Source organism: Pseudescherichia sp. L3 (assembly GCF_024656065.1).
In the GTDB taxonomy this organism is placed as follows: Bacteria; Pseudomonadota; Gammaproteobacteria; order Enterobacterales; family Enterobacteriaceae; genus Pseudescherichia.
In genome coordinates, this window is record NZ_JANKYC010000002.1 from 528,822 (window position 1) to 547,516 (window position 18,695).

At 45.3% G+C, this 18,695-nt stretch carries 11 protein-coding genes and 1 pseudogene; 4 read left to right on the top strand and 8 right to left on the bottom strand.

Annotation, left to right across the window (positions count from 1 at the left end; translation table 11 throughout):
* Nucleotides 1-28: 28 nt before the first annotated feature.
* The 4 genes from NR795_RS14085 to NR795_RS14100 form a co-directional block, all read right to left on the bottom strand.
* A complete protein-coding gene (locus NR795_RS14085) occupies nt 29-3,541 on the bottom strand; it encodes an AAA domain-containing protein (protein ID WP_257758550.1) in 3,513 nt (1,170 codons plus the stop codon).
* Between the two features lie 167 nt (nt 3,542-3,708).
* Nucleotides 3,709-4,047, bottom strand: a complete 339-nt coding sequence (locus NR795_RS14090) for a DUF1493 family protein (RefSeq protein ID WP_257758551.1) — start codon at nt 4,045-4,047, stop codon at nt 3,709-3,711.
* A 26-nt stretch (nt 4,048-4,073) separates the two neighbouring features.
* On the bottom strand, nt 4,074-4,400 hold the full coding sequence (locus tag NR795_RS14095; protein WP_257758654.1) for a DUF1493 family protein: 327 nt from the start codon (nt 4,398-4,400) through the stop codon (nt 4,074-4,076).
* Nucleotides 4,401-4,794: 394 nt separating this feature from the next.
* The gene (locus NR795_RS14100) at nt 4,795-5,220 is read right to left on the bottom strand and encodes a hypothetical protein (RefSeq protein WP_257758552.1); all 426 of its coding nucleotides are present in this window, start codon (nt 5,218-5,220) and stop codon (nt 4,795-4,797) included.
* A gap of 389 nt (nt 5,221-5,609) precedes the next feature.
* On the opposite strand from NR795_RS14100, the gene NR795_RS14105 reads away from it, so the two are divergent.
* The 4 genes and pseudogenes from NR795_RS14105 to NR795_RS14120 all read left to right on the top strand — a co-directional run bounded on the left by NR795_RS14105 (nt 5,610) and on the right by NR795_RS14120 (nt 10,545).
* Nucleotides 5,610-6,656, top strand: coding sequence for a hypothetical protein (locus NR795_RS14105; RefSeq protein WP_257758553.1), 1,047 nt, complete (start codon nt 5,610-5,612; stop codon nt 6,654-6,656).
* The gene (locus NR795_RS14110; protein ID WP_257758554.1) at nt 6,653-6,907 is read left to right on the top strand and encodes a MarR family transcriptional regulator; all 255 of its coding nucleotides are present in this window, start codon (nt 6,653-6,655) and stop codon (nt 6,905-6,907) included. The genes NR795_RS14105 and NR795_RS14110 overlap by 4 nt, the downstream gene beginning before the upstream one ends.
* Before the next feature lie 438 nt (nt 6,908-7,345).
* Nucleotides 7,346-8,663: pseudogene (locus tag NR795_RS14115) on the top strand (conjugal transfer protein TraG N-terminal domain-containing protein); the annotation flags it as partial.
* A 91-nt stretch (nt 8,664-8,754) separates the two neighbouring features.
* The gene (locus tag NR795_RS14120) at nt 8,755-10,545 is read left to right on the top strand and encodes a DUF4209 domain-containing protein (RefSeq protein WP_257758555.1); all 1,791 of its coding nucleotides are present in this window, start codon (nt 8,755-8,757) and stop codon (nt 10,543-10,545) included.
* A 29-nt stretch (nt 10,546-10,574) separates the two neighbouring features.
* Here the strand turns inward: NR795_RS14120 and NR795_RS14125 are convergent, their stop codons facing one another.
* The 4 genes from NR795_RS14125 to NR795_RS14140 form a co-directional block, all read right to left on the bottom strand.
* On the bottom strand, nt 10,575-11,924 hold the full coding sequence (locus tag NR795_RS14125) for a hypothetical protein (RefSeq protein WP_257758556.1): 1,350 nt from the start codon (nt 11,922-11,924) through the stop codon (nt 10,575-10,577).
* Between the two features lie 76 nt (nt 11,925-12,000).
* Nucleotides 12,001-15,030 carry a type I restriction endonuclease subunit R gene (locus NR795_RS14130; protein WP_257758557.1) on the bottom strand — a complete coding sequence of 1,010 codons (3,030 nt, stop codon included), beginning with the start codon at nt 15,028-15,030 and terminating at the stop codon, nt 12,001-12,003.
* A 44-nt stretch (nt 15,031-15,074) separates the two neighbouring features.
* On the bottom strand, nt 15,075-16,430 hold the full coding sequence (locus NR795_RS14135; protein WP_144816420.1) for a restriction endonuclease subunit S: 1,356 nt from the start codon (nt 16,428-16,430) through the stop codon (nt 15,075-15,077).
* Nucleotides 16,430-18,670, bottom strand: a complete 2,241-nt coding sequence (locus NR795_RS14140; RefSeq protein WP_144816426.1) for a class I SAM-dependent DNA methyltransferase — start codon at nt 18,668-18,670, stop codon at nt 16,430-16,432. The genes NR795_RS14135 and NR795_RS14140 overlap by 1 nt, the downstream gene beginning before the upstream one ends.
* Between the last annotated feature and the right edge of the window lie 25 nt (nt 18,671-18,695).

The window sequence follows — 18,695 nt, forward strand, 5'->3', positions numbered from 1 at the left end:
GAGTAGAACCTCCTTGTTCAGTTAAAATTCAGGCCTGCCGTTTCGCAAGGCTACTATTAATAGCCTCTATCTCCCGCTTCAGATTACCGCCGTCGTAGACCATTGAGGTATCGTATTTTTCATACTTTGCCTCGCGCGTCGCACTAAACCAGTTAAACGATCCGATGCACAGCAGGCCGTCATCACCAATGACGATTTTACTGTGTACGCGGTCCACCAGCCGGGTAGCGATGCCCACGGCTTTCAGCTGCTCTAATGCCGCCGTCAGGTTTTGCTGCTTCTCTTTGCGCTTTTCATAGTCCTTGTCAGCCGTGTTATAGCTCTTATCGGTGATGACGGTAACGTTAATGCCCCGTTCACGGGCCTGAAGCATCGATGCTAAAAAGCCGGTCTCCTCCAGCTTCTGCCAGGTCAGCCACGGCGAGACGATGGTGATCTGCTTGTCGGCCTTCTCCAGCGTCTGGTTGAGGAAGCTGTCGTGCTGCTCAACGCCGTGCAGGGTGTAGACCCGCGTCTCCCTCGTCTCTAAATCTTTGCGCTTCTTGTAGGCAAAGGAGAGAGCGTTGTCCTTATCGGCAAACAGATACTTTTTCAGCAGCCCACGCGGGGATGAAGCCGGCTGAACCTCAAACAGATCCATATCGCCAAAGACCAGGAAGCTGTCCTTCGCCCGGGAGACCGCCACGTTCAGCATGCTGCTGTCGCTGTCGATAAATCCGCCGTCCTCATGCTTGGAGTAAACTGGAGAGAAGATCACGATGGCTCGCTCAGCTCCCTGCAATGAATGCACCGTTCCGACGGTCAGGGTATTTTCCTCGCTGCCTGCGAAGAGCCCGTGATCACCCAGCGCCCGCTTAATAGTAGAGACCTGAGCGCTAAACGGCGTCACGATCCCTACTACCTGTTGAATGGGCTTCCGGTAGTGGCTCTCAATGCGTTCCCGATTATCAAGCAGCCAGGCGGCGAGGGTATCGGCCTCCAGCATGTTGTAGCGGCTGCCGCTGCTGGCCAGCTCGCCTTTGCCATCAATGTGCAGATACCCCATCGCCGGAAGCAGCGTGGAGGATTTGTCTTCTCTTTTGGGCTGGAGCTTGCCGTGGTAGCACAGCGCGTTACAGTAGCCGATGATGTCGTCAAAGCAGCGGCGGTGCTCGTAGAGATACATGCCACGCTCCAGCTCCGGATCGTACTGATAGCGCGAAGCCAGCTGGGCCACTCGCATCACACTGCCGGATGCGGCGCTTTTACCTGTTTGAGCAACGGCAGCATAGGATGCAGCGATCTCATCCTGGGTAGCGCCCGGCAGCAGCTTCCCTGCCAGCATATTGCCCATGTCGATCGCCGGTAAAATGTTCCAGATAGGCGGGATCTGTTTGGTGTCACCGATCACCAGCGCCTTCTTCGCCAGCGCAAATGACGCGGCGGCCACCTCCGGTAGCACCTGCCCCGCCTCGTCGACGATCAGTAGATCGGCAAAACCGTAGAGATAGTTCGCCTCCCATCCCTTATCACCTTTATTCTCAAAGACCTTCATAGAGGCAGGCAGCATGTAGCAGGTCATCACTACGCAGGGTGTCAGCTTCATTCTTCGCTGCCAGCGAGCGGTGACGGCTATCGCCCCATTCTTGCGCTGCTCCGCAACCGTATCGCGAATTTTAGCCATATCCATTAGCCAGCGGCCTTCCCAGTAGTGGGTCGTCAGCAGGAACGCCGGGAAACGGACCTGCGTGTCCGCCAGCTCATCGGCCTGGGCAAAGCTCAGCGTCTGGCTGCCGGTATAGCCTAGCCCGCGTAGATGCGTCTGCCATGTCTGCTCTGCCTGATGCTCCTCAAGCAGAGCTGCCTGAGCTTTATCTATCTGCTGCTGATATTTATCACGGCGTTCTGTTGCCGCTTTCCGCAGCGCATTGATTGTGTCCTCGATAGCATTCGGATCGGTCCACTCGCTCCCCTCCATCGGGCGCTTCAGCTTAGGTTCAAGACGCTGCTTAATCATATAGAACCGCTTGCTGCGGATGGCCGGGATCCATGAGCATAAAGAGTAGAGTAGCGACTCTTTGGCACGATAATCATCCCATTCAGTTTTAACACTGGTGAGGGTTTCGATCTCTTCCGCCTGCGCGGTAAGCAGCTGCGCCTTATCAGCAAGATACTGAACGATATCATCGTCGATCTCAGCTCTCTTTTCCCGGGCCTCGTTCAACGTCTGCCAGGCTGCCGGGAGTGCCTTTAATTTATCTTCCTGAGCTTTGAGCTGGCCGTGGAGCAGCTTCACAACGGTTTCCGGGGAGTCGCACGTCTCATCAGGGAAGGCTGCCCTGGCCCGGCTTAAATAGAACGCCTGCGCATCCTCAACATACTCTTTGGACTCTACCTGCCTGAAGAAGTCTTCGGTTTGATACTTTTTGGTAGCCTCGGGGTTTCTACTACGTGACGGGAAATAAGCCCCGAAGCTCTTCACCTCCGGTAGCCACCGCCCCGCCATCGGCCCGGTTCCGGTGGCAAAATCCTTCCCGAAGGCCTCGATGATATTGGTGACCGCCTGATTGTTGGTAGATGTCGCCACGATCACCGGCGGCTCGCCCTGCTCCAGCGCGGCCCTCGCCCACTGGGTAGCGATGATAGAGAGCAGCAACGTGGTTTTACCTGTACCGGGAGGGCCGTTAACTGCCAGGATGTCGCCCTCCTGGCTCTCGAGGAAATGGCTCAACGCATCGCGCTGGGCCTCCGCCAGCGGGAACCGGTCTCCAGAGTGACCCAGCCGTTCGCTGAACTTTGCGCCCGACGACAGCAGCGGTTCGGTCGTAACGTTCTCCCGCGCGGCAAAGCGCTTAAACAGCGGCACATCTTTTTGACTGACCAGCAGATGATCGTAGAGCGCGAGGATATGAAAACTAGCACCGCCGGGCTGAGTTTTCTTAACCAAATAGCCATAGTCGGCGGGTTCATACTGCTCGGGGTTAGCCAGCCAGGGTCCGGCGACGGCTTTCAACAGCGCCCCAGCATCGTCCAGATAGTGCTGCCAGGATTGATAGTAGCGAGCGTGCCGGGCCTGCCGCTGCTCATCGGTTTCAGCATCCGCATCAAACTCATCAGCGCTGGCAGAGAACGAGGGGTGTGTGGTTTTATAACGGTCGTAGCAGGAGATTTCGCCGATTGAGAGTGCCCCCTTCGGCAACGGCTCAAGCAGATCGCGGGGAATGGAGGTAGCAGGCGTGGGGAACAAAAAACCTTCGCGGTTTACGACCGCCGAAGTCACTAGCGGAGTAATCACCTCCGGTGCGCCCGCGGTACGTTCCTTGCCATGCTTTATTAGTTGGAAGTAAACCTTGGGCCGCAGCACGACGTCTACCGTTTTGACATCGTCTCGCTCGCCTGTAAAAAGAGCGCTGACAATCTCCTCGCTCAGGCGTCCGGAACTTCTCTCATTCCATTGAGTAAAACCGCCGACGTCCTTACGTTCAAACGTCCCCTTGCCGAACTCCGCATCCGCCAGCGAGTTACGCCAGTATGCGGCGAACCCTGAAGTGTTACTGTCCATCGCCTGTCCTGTTGCTTTATGCAAATTATTGGTTTCGCTGTTATAAAAACAGCCGATGGATAAACATTGTCCACGTCAGGAGGATGAGTGCAATGGTTTGGGGAGGTTTTTGCGGGGTTAAATGACGACCGGGTTACGCGTACATGGGCGATGAAAGGGTTTGATTACTACTGATGCGCCTTCGCGTATAGCCACTTGCCCGCCCTGGCTGATTCTGCAAACATTTTCACCGTTAACGGTTCTGCGGTTTGCTTGATTGGCTTCTGAGTAAACCACTTACGAAAAAACCATTCTATCTCCCACGGATAGTAGGCAGAGTAATCAATAACCGATACGTCCACTTCGTATTTTTTGCTATATTTATCAATAGTTAGAGAGAGATCGTCAAACTCAGTATAAGCCTGTAGCGCATCATCAAGCTGCAAAGGGACCATTTTACCCGTCAGTGTTCCCATTCCAGGCAAATCGTCCCGAAAGAATTCTAATACCTCGCTATCAGTTACCATGCCCTGCCCCCTTTTCTCGCTATCGACTAATCATATAACCACTTACCGGCTTTTGCTGACTCGACCAGCATGCCGATAGTAAAAGCAGGCACGGGAACAGGTTCCATTTTCTTAAACAGGTTCCATGAAAAAGGGATATCGGGATAGTAGGTCTTGATGTTGAAGTTACCCCGTTCTACGTGCAGTTCACTGAAAAACGTATCCATGAGCTCGCTGGCATCGAGATCTTCAAGATACAAATCGGCATCGAGATCGCTTTCAAGCGTTAGCTCTACCGGCTCGAAGCTAAATAAATAGACGCCAGCATAGGGGCGTATAAGCTCATAAACTCGCTGCTCTATGTTGTCTACCATAAGGTATCGTTGCCTCGTCCTGTTCCTGAGTATTCTTATTAGCTTAACGATTATCAGGTAGAGAACGGTAGCGATTGCTACAACTGAGACAACATCAATATAAAAATAGACATCGTCTATTTCTTCACCACCCACATTGCCGTACCCGTAAATCAGGTTAGCTAGCTTATCGGCTAAGGCGTCGTTAACCCAGTTGTAGGGATCGCCCAGAGTACGGCCTACCGCAATAAAGATGGCAAGGAACAGTAAAACGTTTAGTAGCCGGATAGCCCAACGATTACGAGCAGATTTTATCACTGCCGATCGCCTCCATTACGTTATCGACAAGGGTGTTAATGCCTTATGGCGTCTACACCCATACATTGGGCTGAGCTAAAGACTCGCGCATTTATCGTTAGTTATTCATCTCCTTTGATAGCTCGACCTCACCGGTAGCAGCGTTGGAGTAAAGATAAAATAGATCGCTGTTAACCTCCTCAGGCTTTACCCAGATTTCCGCCGCCTCTGAATCTGTTCTCTGCCTGGTGTATCCTAATTTTTTTAGATATACCCGTAATGGTTCAACGTTTGATGCTCCCTTAAAGATAATCGTGTTGGTTGGCGCATATCCATCGCCGGGCTGTGATTTAAAGTAGTAATCGCCAGATATACGAGGGGCTTTCTCGATCTCTTTGTCCGTCAGCGTGTGGTAACTGAAGAAGTCGTTCTTCGTGTAAGTCGTAGTCTCATCAATACCTGACGCAACCAACCAGACGAACAGCCACCCCAAGATGAGTACGGTGATGATGGCGGCGGTGACCCACCTTAATATTTTCAGCATATAAACCTGATTCTGTTTTTTTTCAAAGTGATTATACACTTTATGTTTCACTAAGAAAGTGAATATGAATTAGTAATAACTCCTGTAATGACCGAGCAAACATCCTTGTATATAAATAAAGTTCATTACAATTCGGTTATTGCTATAACTTCGTATAAATTCCATAGTTAACTCAGGTTTTAAAGATGCAACGTTAAAGAGTTACATAAAGCTCAATATTCAGATTTGGCATGGCCGACGGCTGGGTTCACTACAGGAAGTGTCCGGTATAGTTCATCCAAAACCAGAATGAATTTTATTAATGGATTCATTAATACACGCCAACAGCACAGGCATATTTAGACCGTGCAGGCTCTGCAATAGACGATGGCGGCGCTACAAGGAATATTATGTTTCGTAACTACCAAGCAAAATCATTGGAGGACGTTTACCTTGAAGACATTCCCCACATACTGCATCCTAAATTTGCACAACAGTACCTCGCATATACTGCTCTACCCAACCGAATTATCACATCCAGAGATCTGCCGGAGAGTTACGAGCTCTTTGTCAGCAAGTATCGCCAGTTCCATTATCAGTGCGCCTGGATGGCATACCGGGATGCACTAGCCGACGTAAAAATGGGAAACGTCCTTTTGCTAAGAACACGCACATCAGGTTATGGCCCTACGGGAGTACTGACATTTTCTGGGAACCTCGAATACGATTTGCCTATCCTCGTTCACTCCCGACTTAGTTACCTTATTTCACATCAACTGAAACGCCCGGTTTACTATGTTCGTCGCTCAACACCTCTACAACATGCCCAGAGTGCAAAAACCATCAACAGTAAGGCGGCAGGACGGCTTCTGGCTGCTGGGGGCATTTATAACGGCAATATCGAGGGGTTTAGAAAGACCGCTGAGGAGCTTGGAGGCGAAGCACCAGATAGTTTCAATCAGGTTATGGATAACAAGGGGTTGCTCATCGCTGGCGCGTCTGTTGCGGCAGGATTAACGATGGGAGGAATGCAAGTTCCTGAGCTAGACGAGCTTGCATACTTTGGTGCCAGAGGGGTGGCATCTGCACGTAATTTTGATCCAGAAAAAGCTGGCGGACCGATAGAAAAGTTGACTACAGACGGAGTAACCATCGATTATGATGGTATTGCTATCATTGAAAAACACATATCCCGATTCGACCATGATCCCGCCAATGATGTAATGATTGAAAGGTTAAAAAGTATCGCACAAGGTAAAATCTCTCCGGAGAAGGTAGATTTGAATTACTATACTCATGAGTGTCGAGAGTTTCAGCGGTACTGTAATTTAGGTTGGGAAAGTGGTGAGCCGGAAGGTGTTGCTGGCTATGAACTATGGAACAATGCTCATACAGCAACGTTAGAGGATTTTGGAATTAATGATGATGATCTATTTCACCCGGATGCAACAAAATGACGATAAATAATACTGAATTTAATGTCTTGAAAGTGATGGCACAAAAGGACATTGATTGGACCTGGATGATACTAGATCGCACACTTGCTGTGGGAGGCATCCCCGGATTTAGCAACGTTGCGAACATCGTAACGAGCCTGGTGAATAATGGAATGGTTGATATCGTTTACAGCGAAGAAAACGCTAAGCCTCGGTATCGAGTATCAGTTCAAGGGCATCAGTTTCTAAGTAAAAAGGAAACGGAGAAGTAACAATATCTGCCACACCTGAAGTTAACAGGATGATTAGCGCAGATATTTATGGCCTGTATAAGCCATTATGGTAAACCATATGGAGTTAAACATTCTGAAGCTGTTAGCTTTCAGAAATGACGTAAACTGGAACTGATATAATCTTGATCGCGCCATGGCAATGCGAAACATGGAGGATATCGGTAATGTTGCCCAGCTGGTGAGGGGCTTATCCGAAGCGGGTTTAGTTGATGTTATACCCAGAGCCCCGGTAGGTATGGATCACTACAAAGTCTCAGAGCATGGGCATGAACTATTGGAAGAGCTTGAGCACCAGAACTTACCCATGTCGATACGTCAGATTAGCTGTTGACTACTCTGCTTCAGAGTTCATCAATGGGATACCCATTTGGCCCTCTTTACAGGACAGAGTGAGTGAGTTTTGTTTGGGATTTCATCAATGAAGGCAACAAAGCCGCGCCGTCTCGGGTATGGACCGAGCACCTGATATACACCTCGTTACTGGTAATTATGTTCACCTATGTGCCAATGTTGAACATCGACCTCGATACCATCAAATATGACACCATGCGCTCAAGGCAATGCGGAATGACGGTACCACAGCCCGCCGATACCGGCTATAAACTCGCTGGGCGGTAAAACCGCCGCCGTCCCGGTCTGGTGGTACTTTATTCATGTGATCAGCAAAGGCATCACCAGCGCAACGGTTGCCACCCTGCCCTGCCAGCCCGATCTGCGTCAGATCCGTTTTGAGGTACAGCACACCCGAATCAAGGATCCAGCTCTGGCACAGGAACTGCGGGATTTTGTCGAGGAGTGTTATGCCCCTTCCCGCGCTCGTCTGAAATTCCGCGTCGGAGAGCTGGACGATGACACCAGTGACGATACGGCCTGGCTGGGATCATCTTATTTTCTCAACACGGCTGGTTACTACGATACCGACCATGCGCTTTCACCACATAGCGACTGGTCGTATAGCGCATCACGCGATGCCGTACTGGCCGATACAGGCACCGGTGGCTACCCTACCTGTAAACAGTGGTGGGCCGACGATACAGTTGGGCTGAAGGCACGGCTCCTGCAACTCCCGGCCCCGGATATCTGGAAAGCGTTTAAAAAGATCGGCCAGTCCCAGGCAGTTTATGAAGAGGCCATGCTGCGTTCGCTGGTCAGTGAACGAAATATGCAGGTATCGCAGAACGGGCGCGTTTACCCCGGCTATGGTGGCAATGTCGATGGCACCGTCGCCAATGCCGCCACCCGACTGACATCCAGCGCCGGAAATATCCTCGGCAGCATAGCAGCGTTCCCGGCGTTTGACAGCGTGCGTCAGACTCTGCCAATGGTACAAACGTTACTGCAAATGGCGCTGGTGATTTGTATTCCGCTAGTAACACTTTGCTCGGCGTGGGATGTGAAGGCGGTAATGACACTGACATTTGTGCAGTTCGCACTATTCTTTCTCACCTTTTGGTGGGAGCTGGCGCGGTGGCTCGATAGCTGGCTGCTGGATGTTCTCTACAACAGCGATACCCACAGTAGCTGGAATCTGGCCGGGATTCAGAATACGCAGGATGACGTGATTATCAATCTGGTGATGGGGTCGATGTTTCTGGTGCTGCCGACGTTCTGGCTGGGTGCGATGACATGGGCTGGGGCTGGGGTAAGGGTTGGCGTGGCGGTGAATGGGGCGCTGGCAGGCGGGGTTAAGGTGGCGCAGGATAGCGGGGGGAAGGCTGGGGGACGGTTGTTGTAACAAAATAAATAATGCAACATTTCCCTAAAACAGCAGACATAAAGTGAGTTACAACTGCCCCATCGCTAATTAATAAAGAAGACTTAATGACATGACTTTTACCTCAGATCTTTTCCTCGCTAGCAGATGGCAAGAGGCGGCCTCAAGCACCACACAGGGTTATCATTCATTAAAATGTAACTTTCAGGAACTGGCGGAGGCTTATCATAGGGAAGCATCAGAAGTACTTTCGAATATGATGAATTTTTTCGCAAGTCTCTGCTCTATGGCACTGACACCAGAAAGCCCCAACGAACCTTACAGACCATTTATAACGTCTTCAAATAGTAGAAGTATGATTCCAGACGATCTTACCGGAGAGGATCTTATATTTATAGAATCTATTTTGGGTCATATCGACTTTCCATTACTTAAAGCACGTTTGGCAGATTTATTATGGCTGCGTAAACGTCCGAGAAGTGTTGAACATGCCAGAATTGTTATTTCATCATACCTAGCGCTTCCAATAACTAGTGAGGAATGGACGAAAGGTGGACAGCTATGTTGGGAAAGGGCCATAGCACTTAGTTTTCAAGTAAAAGACTTCACAACAATTGATATAATAAAACAGCGCCTCACAGAAGCATTGACATTGAGCTATGAAGATTTTCCACTAATGAGATACCGCATAGGTGAGTCAATCAATAGAACGAATTTATTCGGGAATGATACAGGTACAATTGCTCAAGCTCTTTTTGAAGTAGGGGATGGGATCACCGTACCTGAAACTATATCATTAGCCTTTCATATCAAGAGATCATATTTTAAAGTATCAGAAAAGTTATTTAGAAAAGCAAAGGAGCACAACCGAGCTATCGCCTGTCAGGTAAGAATCGCTGAAGCATTCGTAAATGAAGCTGAGCAGCGACTTTCTGGTGAAAATCCAACCCCCGGTGTTGCGAACAGCTTTTATGAAGACGCTTTGCAAGCCTATCGCAAAGTCCCACAAGCCTATAGATCTGAATATAATGTGGAGCGTAAATTAGAAGAAATCGAACAAGCCATTCTCAGAACAGGTGCCGAGGCGCTTGAGAATATGTATGAGATTCGAACAGATGGCATTGATTTATCAACCCAAGTCGAACAAGCTATTGCTCATGTTACAAACAAATATCCACTGGGGATGGCAATTTTATGTTTTACTGGTTTTATTACAGAAAGTTATACGGCATTAAGAGAGCAGGCGATTGCCAGTTTATCTGAGCCAAGTTTTCTAAATACCATTGGAAGGACCATAATATCACAAGACGGACGCACGATCGCCAGAACTCCGAGTGTATCAATCAATAATAGTGCATCAGATAATGAATTTATCATCTTTAGTAAAATCATGGAGATATTTAACTTCAATCTGAGTATTATTGTTAATGGAACTCTTATTCCGGCCCTCGATCAAATTATAATGGAACACCGTATTACTAAAGATGACATGGAAGCATTGTGCTTTTATTCATCAATAATACCACGAAGCTATAACAGCTCTGTTGCGAATGCATTATGGTATGGTTTTGAACGTGACTTTCGAACGGCTATATATCTATTATGTCCACAAATCGAGAATATTATACGTCAAAAATTAAAAAGTGTGGGAGTAAACACAACCATTACAGATGAAAATGGAATTACTCAGGAAGTCGGCATGGGAACATTACTTAATTTTAATTCAGCAACAGATCTATTGGGGGAGAATCTCATTTTCGAGTTGAAGGCTATTTTCACTGAAGCACTTGGGTCTAATTTAAGGAATAATATTGCTCACGGCTTACTGGATGATGATAGTTCAAATTCTGAGGCATGTGTTTATGCCTGGTGGCTAGTTTTAAAAGTAATTGTCCAGATATAAATAATTATAAAATTATAGGATATGGATAGCTACATACTATCTGTATCCTCTTCAACCGCAACTATCACTGCTCTTCCTGTCTGTAAAAATCCATGAATTAATAAAGCAATAGTACTGCTTTGTTTGCAATTGGTGCCAATCCATCCTCGATTCACAAAATCTGAAAATTCTGTATTGGTAAGATATCTTGGCGAATTTTTGAAAGAAATAAACCGGCCACCTCTTTTACCTTTTGGACCGTTAGGACCAAGTAAAAATTGCATATACTCTCTAGTTATATACATTCCAGAGATGAGTTTTTCAGATGCAGCCTGAAGCCCTTTACAAGGTACTAATTTGAAGAGAAAACCATCTTGGTTCAGACGATACTCATGGTGATTCGAAAAGTCTTTTGATAAAGTTATTTTATGATGAAAATCATTCATTCGAGCAATCTCTTTATCAAGTTGCTTATCCGGCCGGTAGAAAAAGCCATCAGAATCATTCTCCTCCTTCATTGTCTTATATTGAACCAAAACAAATGATTGATAAGATTTATTATAATAAATCAAATCAACGCCTAATGTATGTTCCAATGAGTTTTTATTTGCATACACGACTTCCAAGATACGATTTCCTTTTCTAAAACAAGCCCCTCCCATACTTGTAGAATGCGCCTTCTCATTCTCCCAATTATACAGGTCATGCTGTAATGCAGATTCTTCTTGTATATGTCTTTGGGGTATTCCGGATATAAAAGAGAAAGGCCTATTCTCAGGTATTGATAGATTAGCCTCCATTGTTAAATCGTTATAGTTGCTTACATCATCCAATTTGGGAGCCCAAGATTTAAGGATTTCTTTTCTGAGATCATTATTTCCATTAAAAATATCAAGAGCAGCCCCCAAAGCCTCCCTCTCCAAAGCAAGTGTTTCCGCAGAGTCATCAGTCAGTCGATATTGGGATATAGTTTTGAGCGACATTAACCTATCGATTTCAGCTGACAAATCTGGTCTAATATTTTTCAAAACTTTAATCACATCTGACCAAGTTTTCTTAGGTACCTTCCCTCCTCGGCCAGTTGAACTTCTTATAAAATGCAATTTTGTTTTTGATGATAAACGTTCTTCTACCTCAGTTAAAGGAATACCATTCAAATCAATTAAATTCGTAAATTCCACTCGCGATTTGGCAGTAACAACTCTGTTTCCCTTTGTGGCTAAACAGATAAAATCAATTGTTACTCCGGTAAATGAAAGTAACACCACTTGTAATTTTTTTATATCCCAATCAGGAACACTAAGAGCATCAGTGAAAGAATCCCCATAATAGCCTTCATTAATATAATAATTACGCTCATCTTCATCGAAATGAATTATGAATCCCTCTGAGCCCAACATATCACATCCTCCTCTGTAACATTTAAAACTGTACATTTGTACCACATATCAGAAACACTCAGCATTAAGAGTTTCATCATTCTGATGCTTTTACTTGCTGATATACAGCCCTCATTAAATGACCAGACGCAATATCTCTAAATGACTCATCATTCATCAAGCGCATAAATATTTCTTCGTTCCCATCCATACGTTCAATGAATAAGTTTTCGAGCATTTTGTTAAATACAGGTTCGAAGTTATCAATACTATTGGCTTTAACCGCCTGCCGTAACTGTTCATTCGCCACGGCTGTTTCACGCACCTGATCAAAAAATAACTGATCAGCTGGGGTAAATTCCGTACCAAAGCGCTCATTCAAGCGTCCGACTAAGGTTGAAAGCTGCACATCTTCGTCTGCCTGGCCGGTACCCACATCCGTAGGACCATATAATGCTTCTGGTTCACCCGCTTTAAGATCGATTGCCCCTTCGCTAATCTTTTGTAACCGATAATATTTAAGTTCAACATCATCATCAATCCGAACGGTGCGGCTATCGATAGTATGTGGTAATTTGGTCAGCAGAAAACGAGCATACGTATATAGCTTCTCAAGTTCAGAGTCCTGATACGGGATAATTTGAGAAACAAAACTATAGAGATTGCGGAAGCTAACAAGTTGTCCTTTAAATAGATTCTGATCTTCTTCACTAAGTGTTTTGAAACGCTCAATGGCAAGATCGAGTATTCCATTTAATTTTTTATGTTCACCACCTGTTGGGTTCAATCTATTACGAAACCAGATCTCACACCAAGCGTTAACCTCCTCGGTAGTAAACACCTTCCAGCCCGCAAGAGCATAGGCAAGCGTGTTTAACTGCTGCGGATCGGTATCATCTCCCTTCGAAGTAAACTCATAATAGGGTTTAAAGGCAGTGTAGATATCTTCGGGCTCATTAACAAAATCCAGCACAAAGGTATCTGATTTACCTCGTGTTGTCCGATTCAGTCGCGAGAGAGTTTGCACTGCCTGTATACCTGACAATCGTTTATCAACATACATACTATGCAGTAATGGTTGATCAAATCCCGTCTGATATTTCTCCGCAACTAATAAAACCTGATATTCCTCGGTATTGAATTTTTCCGGTAATTCGGTCTCTTTAATACCATTATTCATAGTCACTTCAGTAAACTTTTTATCACTGTATTCTTTAAGCGTAATCTCACCAGAAAAAGCGACTAAAGACTTAACGTCGTTATAACCACGATCTTTGATATATTTATCAAAACCCAGCTTGTAGCGCACTGCGTGTTCACGTGAGCCTGTAACTACCATTGCTTTAGCGCGCCCACCAATTTTATGACGGGTATGTGTGCGGAAATGCTCAACGATAACCTCAACTTTTTGCGCAATTTCATAATCATGAAACTCGACAAAGCGGGCCAGAGCGCGAGCAGCCTTTCGGCGCGGCACTTCAGGATCGACCTCAACTTTCTGGAGCAAACGGTAGTAACGCTTATAACAGGTATAGTTCTTCAATACATCGTGGATAAACCCTTCTTCGATAGCCTGACGCATACTGTAATGATGGAACGGTGCTTTCCCATTCGCACCAGGCTCATTGAAAACAGCTAAGGTTTTAAACTTAGGTGTTGCTGTGAAGGCAAAAAAGCTAAGATTAGGCTGTTTAGTTCGTTTTAATTGCTCACGTAATAGTGCTTTTTTAGCCTCCTCGCTAAGTACCTCATCATCCATATCCAGTAACTGTTCAGCAATAGCAGCTTCGATACCTTCTTTATTAAGAATTTTTCGCAGCTCCATAGCTGTTTCGCCACTTTGTGAGCTATGGGCTTCGTCGACAATCACTGCAAACCGTTTACCGGCAGTAGAGATCTGTACTCCCTTCCCATTCGCCTCCATTGTACGGATAGCTTGTGTAATAAAGGGGAATTTTTGGATCGTAGAGATAATAATCGGCACACCATCAGCCAACGCTTTAGCTAACTGCTGAGTATTCTCATCTATTTTCTGCACTACACCGAGCTTGTGTTCGAACTGGAAAATAGTATTTTGTAACTGCTGATCGAGCACGCGTCGGTCAGTAATTACTACTACTGAGTGAAAAACTTTCTCATTATTAACATCATGCAAACAAGACAAACGGTGCGCCAGCCAGGCGATTGAGTTTGATTTACCGGAGCCGGCAGAATGCTGGATTAAATAATTATGGCCGGAACCATTAACTTGAGCATGATCAATACATGCTCTCACCGCATCCAATTGATGATAACGTGGGAAAATCAGAGTTTCTTTATAGTGCCGCTTAATCCCTTTTTCAGTAACTATCGTTTTTTCTTCGATATTGAGATGAATAAATCGCGCCAGAATATCCATTAGCGAATCGCGGGTTAATACATTTTTCCACAAATAACTGGTGCGTACATCCCCATCAACGGGAGGATTGCTAGCCCCATAGTTATATCCCAGATTAAACGGTAGAAAGAAAGTATCTTTTCCTTCTAACTTTGTCGTCATAAAGACTAATTCGGTATCCACAGCAAAATGCACTAGACAACGCTTTTTGAACGCGAAAAGAAGCTCTTTGGGGTCACGTTCAAATCGATATTGCTGTTTAGCATTTTCTACATTCCACTGTGTGGCCGACATCGAATTTTTCAGCTCCATTGTCGCCACAGGTAGGCCATTAACTACCAATAAAATATCAGGGATCGCTCCACTCTTAGTGTTTACCTGACGTACAATGGTTAAACGGTTATCTGCGTAACGCTCCGTCGCAGAGGGATCGAGCCCAGTATTTGGTGAAAAGTAGGCTAAGCGTACAGTTTTACCAACACATTTAAACCCTTCACGCAGGACGGCCAGCGAGCCTTTAGCTGCCAATTCCTTGACCAAGCTATCCAGTAACATAGCGGACGCTTTATGCGCATCCAGCATAGTTAAACGGGCCCAAACTTTAGGTTGAGTATGCTGCACAAAGGCAACGACATCAGCAGGAAATAGCGCATTTTCCGAATCGTAGGCGTAAGGATCTCCCTTTTCATAGCCACCATTACTGATAAATTCGTGCTCGATCTCATTCTCAAAATCGATTTCTTTGTGCATGGTGCCCCCTTTATTGATCGTTAGTCTATTAAAGTTTAATAGACTTAAATTTCTGTCAAACTTAAAGATTGTGAACTTTTGAAATTTCGCAAATCTATTTTACCTGTAACAGCATTTGTTATAATTGCAGCTCGATACTCTTGTAGTTTCAATATAATAGTTTTGATCATCGAGCTCTGCTCAATTATTTTAGCCACAACATCATCCAAGTATTCTGATATTTTATCCTGCTCTTCCTTCGGAGGGCAAGATCCTATTTGATCCCCAATCCTTTCAATGTTTAAATTAAGTTGCGTATTTAAAACCGCAGTCGAAAGAAGCTGTTGTTTCATAGCAATAAATAAATAATAAAGATAATTTAAGTTAATGTCTTCTTTTGGTATGAATCCTACAATACTATCTGGGAAACAAGCATCAAAATCGAGTATAGCCATATCGCCAATATTTGCAGCAATAGTCATAACAAGAGTGCCAGAAGGGAAAAGTCGACTCACTTTCAAACCATCATCATTTAATGTTTGTACATAGCTGGTTATGAATTTATCAGCGTTAGCCACATCACCAGTCTGGATAAATGGATATTCACCATTGTAAAATCTGGGATCATTTCTTGGTCGGTGTGAAAACCGTCCTCTAGTAATAGTTGCAAAATATTTTATTTTCTTTGAAGTCCAGTGAGATGGAATACTTCCCAGCCATTCACAATTAGAATTTTTTAGCGTAACAGCGGGGTTTATTCCTTTCGTTACAGCTTGATTGATTAAAATCATTCTCTTTTCTGCAAGTTTCTCAAGCAAAGATTCCTGCTTAGCAATCAAGCTATCTATCTGAGTCGTTTTGAAATCAAGAAATGCAGCAATTCTTTGCTGTTCTGATACAGGTGGAACACATGTATATGCATTCGATATAACACTTTGAGGTAGCCCAAAGCGGGTTACTCCATTGGCCGATACAATAAATTGGGCATTAAAACCTTTCGACTGAAATAAACGTAGCAAATAACGTCCATCTAAACTTATTGGCTTTATATGTGTTAAATGGTACCCACATAAGAGACCATCAATTTTCTCAGAAACACATGCAGGAATTGCTATATCTGAAGGATCTTCTGAATCCTTTGTGACAATAACATCTCCAACACCTGTAGAAAATTTTCTTCTCTCCATTAAAGTAGCTGTAGCAGGCATGAATTCTAGTCGGCTATCAATATACTCATTTTTATAAACATCTGTGTAATTACATAGTAAAACAGGTTCTTCGCCATCAATAGTTTTCTTATCAACATTACTTGGTTGGACGACTGCAAGAAACTTCAATTTTTTGACAGACCAGTGGCTAGGAATCTGCCCTAGCCATGGTGAGCCAGATTCTTTGTAGCTATTGTAATGTTCCATTGCCATCAAATAACCTCCTTCAACATCGCTACAATATCTTTCTCAAGTTCGCTGATTTCGCTAGCAATTTCATCCAATGGGCGAGGTGGCTGATAAACATAGAAATGACGAGTTAACGGAATCTCATAGCCCACTTTGGTTTTATCATAATCAACCCATGCGTCAGCAACATGCGGTAAAACTTCAGCTTTAAGGTAATCTTCACAATGTGTTTTCACTAAAGCCAGCAACTTACTCAGACCCGTTTCGTTGTCATAGCCTAAAGGTAGCGGTAAAGCGATGTCTTTTGGCAAAGATACTATTTCGGTGTCGCGTAAATCGGCATCGGGTTCAGGAGCCCCTTTAGCATCCAGACAGACATCGGCTTCTGGATCACGCTCGGATAAGGCAACCATAATTGCCTTTTTAACCGGCGCAGCAACTTTAATATCGGCAGCTTTCAATGCCTTGTTTAACGCTTTCTCAAACTCAGGTCGATTACGATATACTCTATCTCCATCCATGCTTTGTAAGACGCTCTGAATAGCGAGCTGTGTTTTTTCACCTTCAGCTATTTCTGCAAGGTACTGTGCTTCATCTTTACGCTTTTTACTAGAGGCAAGACTAGCGAACGCTTTCTGATCAACCAATCTAGCAATACGTTCAGCGCTGGCCTGGAAGTTAAGACGCAACGGCCGCTCGACGGTAATTTTCAGAAAACCAAAATCCTGGTTATCAAACAATTTGCTACAAATTCGAGACTCAACTTTACCATCAACAATGACATCGCTCAGCGCGTCGTGTTCATGTTCAGCATACAAACGTACTAACTCTCTGATATGTTCATCAGAAAGCTCGTTGCGCTTATTACCTAAACTTTTATCCATTTTGCGGAAATGTCGGGTACCATCAATGAGCTGAACTTTGCCTTTACGGTGTGCTGGCTTCTTATTCGTCACGATCCAAACATAGGTATAAATACCAGTGTTATAAAACATTTGATCAGGCAAAGCGACGACTGCATCTAACATGTCCTGCTCGATGATCCAACGACGAATATTGCTTTCACCACTGCCTGCATCGCCGGTAAATAGAGGTGAGCCGTTAAACACGATGGCTATCTTAGAGCCATCACCCCCGTTATTTTCACCCAGTTCATTATACTGCGGCGGATTGTGCATCTTAGAGATCATGTGTTGAAGGAATAACAATGACCCATCATTGATACGAGGTAGGCCCGCTCCGAAACGCCCGGAAAAGCCGAGATCTTCGAATTCCTCACGCACAAACGCTTCTTCCGGCTTCCACTCAACACCAAAAGGAGGATTAGCTAACATATAATGAAACTTCTTGTTCCGATGTCCATCATGGGGAACAAAACCATTAGTTTTATTTTTGGCGTCTTTTACACCCAATGTGTCGCCATAAATCAGGTTAGTGATAGGCTCATCTTTAATTAACAAATCAGAGCAACAGATTGCATAAGATTCGGGGTTATATTCCTGACCGAACAATTCAATATTGGCATCTGGGTTTAACCCTTTGGTAACACCGTCACCACAGATATGCTTTTCAGATTCTGAAAGCATCCCGCCCGTACCCGCAGTGGGATCGTAAATACTACGGTAGATACCCTTTTCGTAGATACCATCCTCACCGGTAAAGATCAACTGCACCATCAGACGGATTACTTCGCGGGGCGTGAAATGGTCTCCTGCTTCTTCGTTCGCCTGCTCGTTAAACTTGCGAACAAGCTCCTCAAACAAATACCCCATCTGCAAATTACTGATACGCTTCGGGGACAAATCTATTTGTGATGAACAGAATTCCTGCATAACCAGAAACAACCGGTTTGCTTCATCTAGTTTTGCGATCTCGGCTTCAAACTCGAACTTGTCGAAAATGTCACGTGCGCGCGGCGAAAAACCCTGGATATAGGCAATTAAGTTACCGGCAATATTAGGCGCATCACCGATCAGTTTCTCAAAAGTAAAACCGCTGGTATTGTAAAGCTCCTGCTTGCGGCCATCAGTGGCAATGCGCGATAACGCCTTGGACAATGCAGGGCCGTTAATACCTTTCTCTTCCAGCCTCTTTTTCTCATCCAGTACTTTCTGCTTGTTTTCCGCTAGAACAAGATCGAAGCGACGTAATACAATCAAAGGCAGCATGACTCGCCGGTACTGCGGCGGGCGGTAGGGTCCGCGCAGTTTGTTTGCGATGTTCCAGATAAACCCAACAAGATTCTGATGCTGACTGTTTTGCATGAATAATTCCTGAATGCTTATGCTC

Excerpts from the sequence above, each read along its gene's own strand:
- NR795_RS14085 (WP_257758550.1), bottom strand. The coding sequence starts at position 3,541 with ATGGACAGTAACACTTCAGGGTTCGCCGCATACTGGCGTAACTCGCTG.
- NR795_RS14125 (WP_257758556.1), bottom strand. The coding sequence starts at position 11,924 with ATGTTGGGCTCAGAGGGATTCATAATTCATTTCGATGAAGATGAGCGT.
- NR795_RS14135 (WP_144816420.1), bottom strand. The coding sequence starts at position 16,430 with ATGGCAATGGAACATTACAATAGCTACAAAGAATCTGGCTCACCATGG.
- NR795_RS14100 (WP_257758552.1), bottom strand. The coding sequence starts at position 5,220 with ATGCTGAAAATATTAAGGTGGGTCACCGCCGCCATCATCACCGTACTC.
- NR795_RS14130 (WP_257758557.1), bottom strand. The coding sequence starts at position 15,030 with ATGCACAAAGAAATCGATTTTGAGAATGAGATCGAGCACGAATTTATC.
- NR795_RS14105 (WP_257758553.1), top strand. The coding sequence starts at position 5,610 with ATGTTTCGTAACTACCAAGCAAAATCATTGGAGGACGTTTACCTTGAA.
- NR795_RS14095 (WP_257758654.1), bottom strand. The coding sequence starts at position 4,400 with ATGGTAGACAACATAGAGCAGCGAGTTTATGAGCTTATACGCCCCTAT.
- NR795_RS14140 (WP_144816426.1), bottom strand. The coding sequence starts at position 18,670 with ATGCAAAACAGTCAGCATCAGAATCTTGTTGGGTTTATCTGGAACATC.
- NR795_RS14090 (WP_257758551.1), bottom strand. The coding sequence starts at position 4,047 with ATGGTAACTGATAGCGAGGTATTAGAATTCTTTCGGGACGATTTGCCT.
- NR795_RS14110 (WP_257758554.1), top strand. The coding sequence starts at position 6,653 with ATGACGATAAATAATACTGAATTTAATGTCTTGAAAGTGATGGCACAA.
- NR795_RS14120 (WP_257758555.1), top strand. The coding sequence starts at position 8,755 with ATGACTTTTACCTCAGATCTTTTCCTCGCTAGCAGATGGCAAGAGGCG.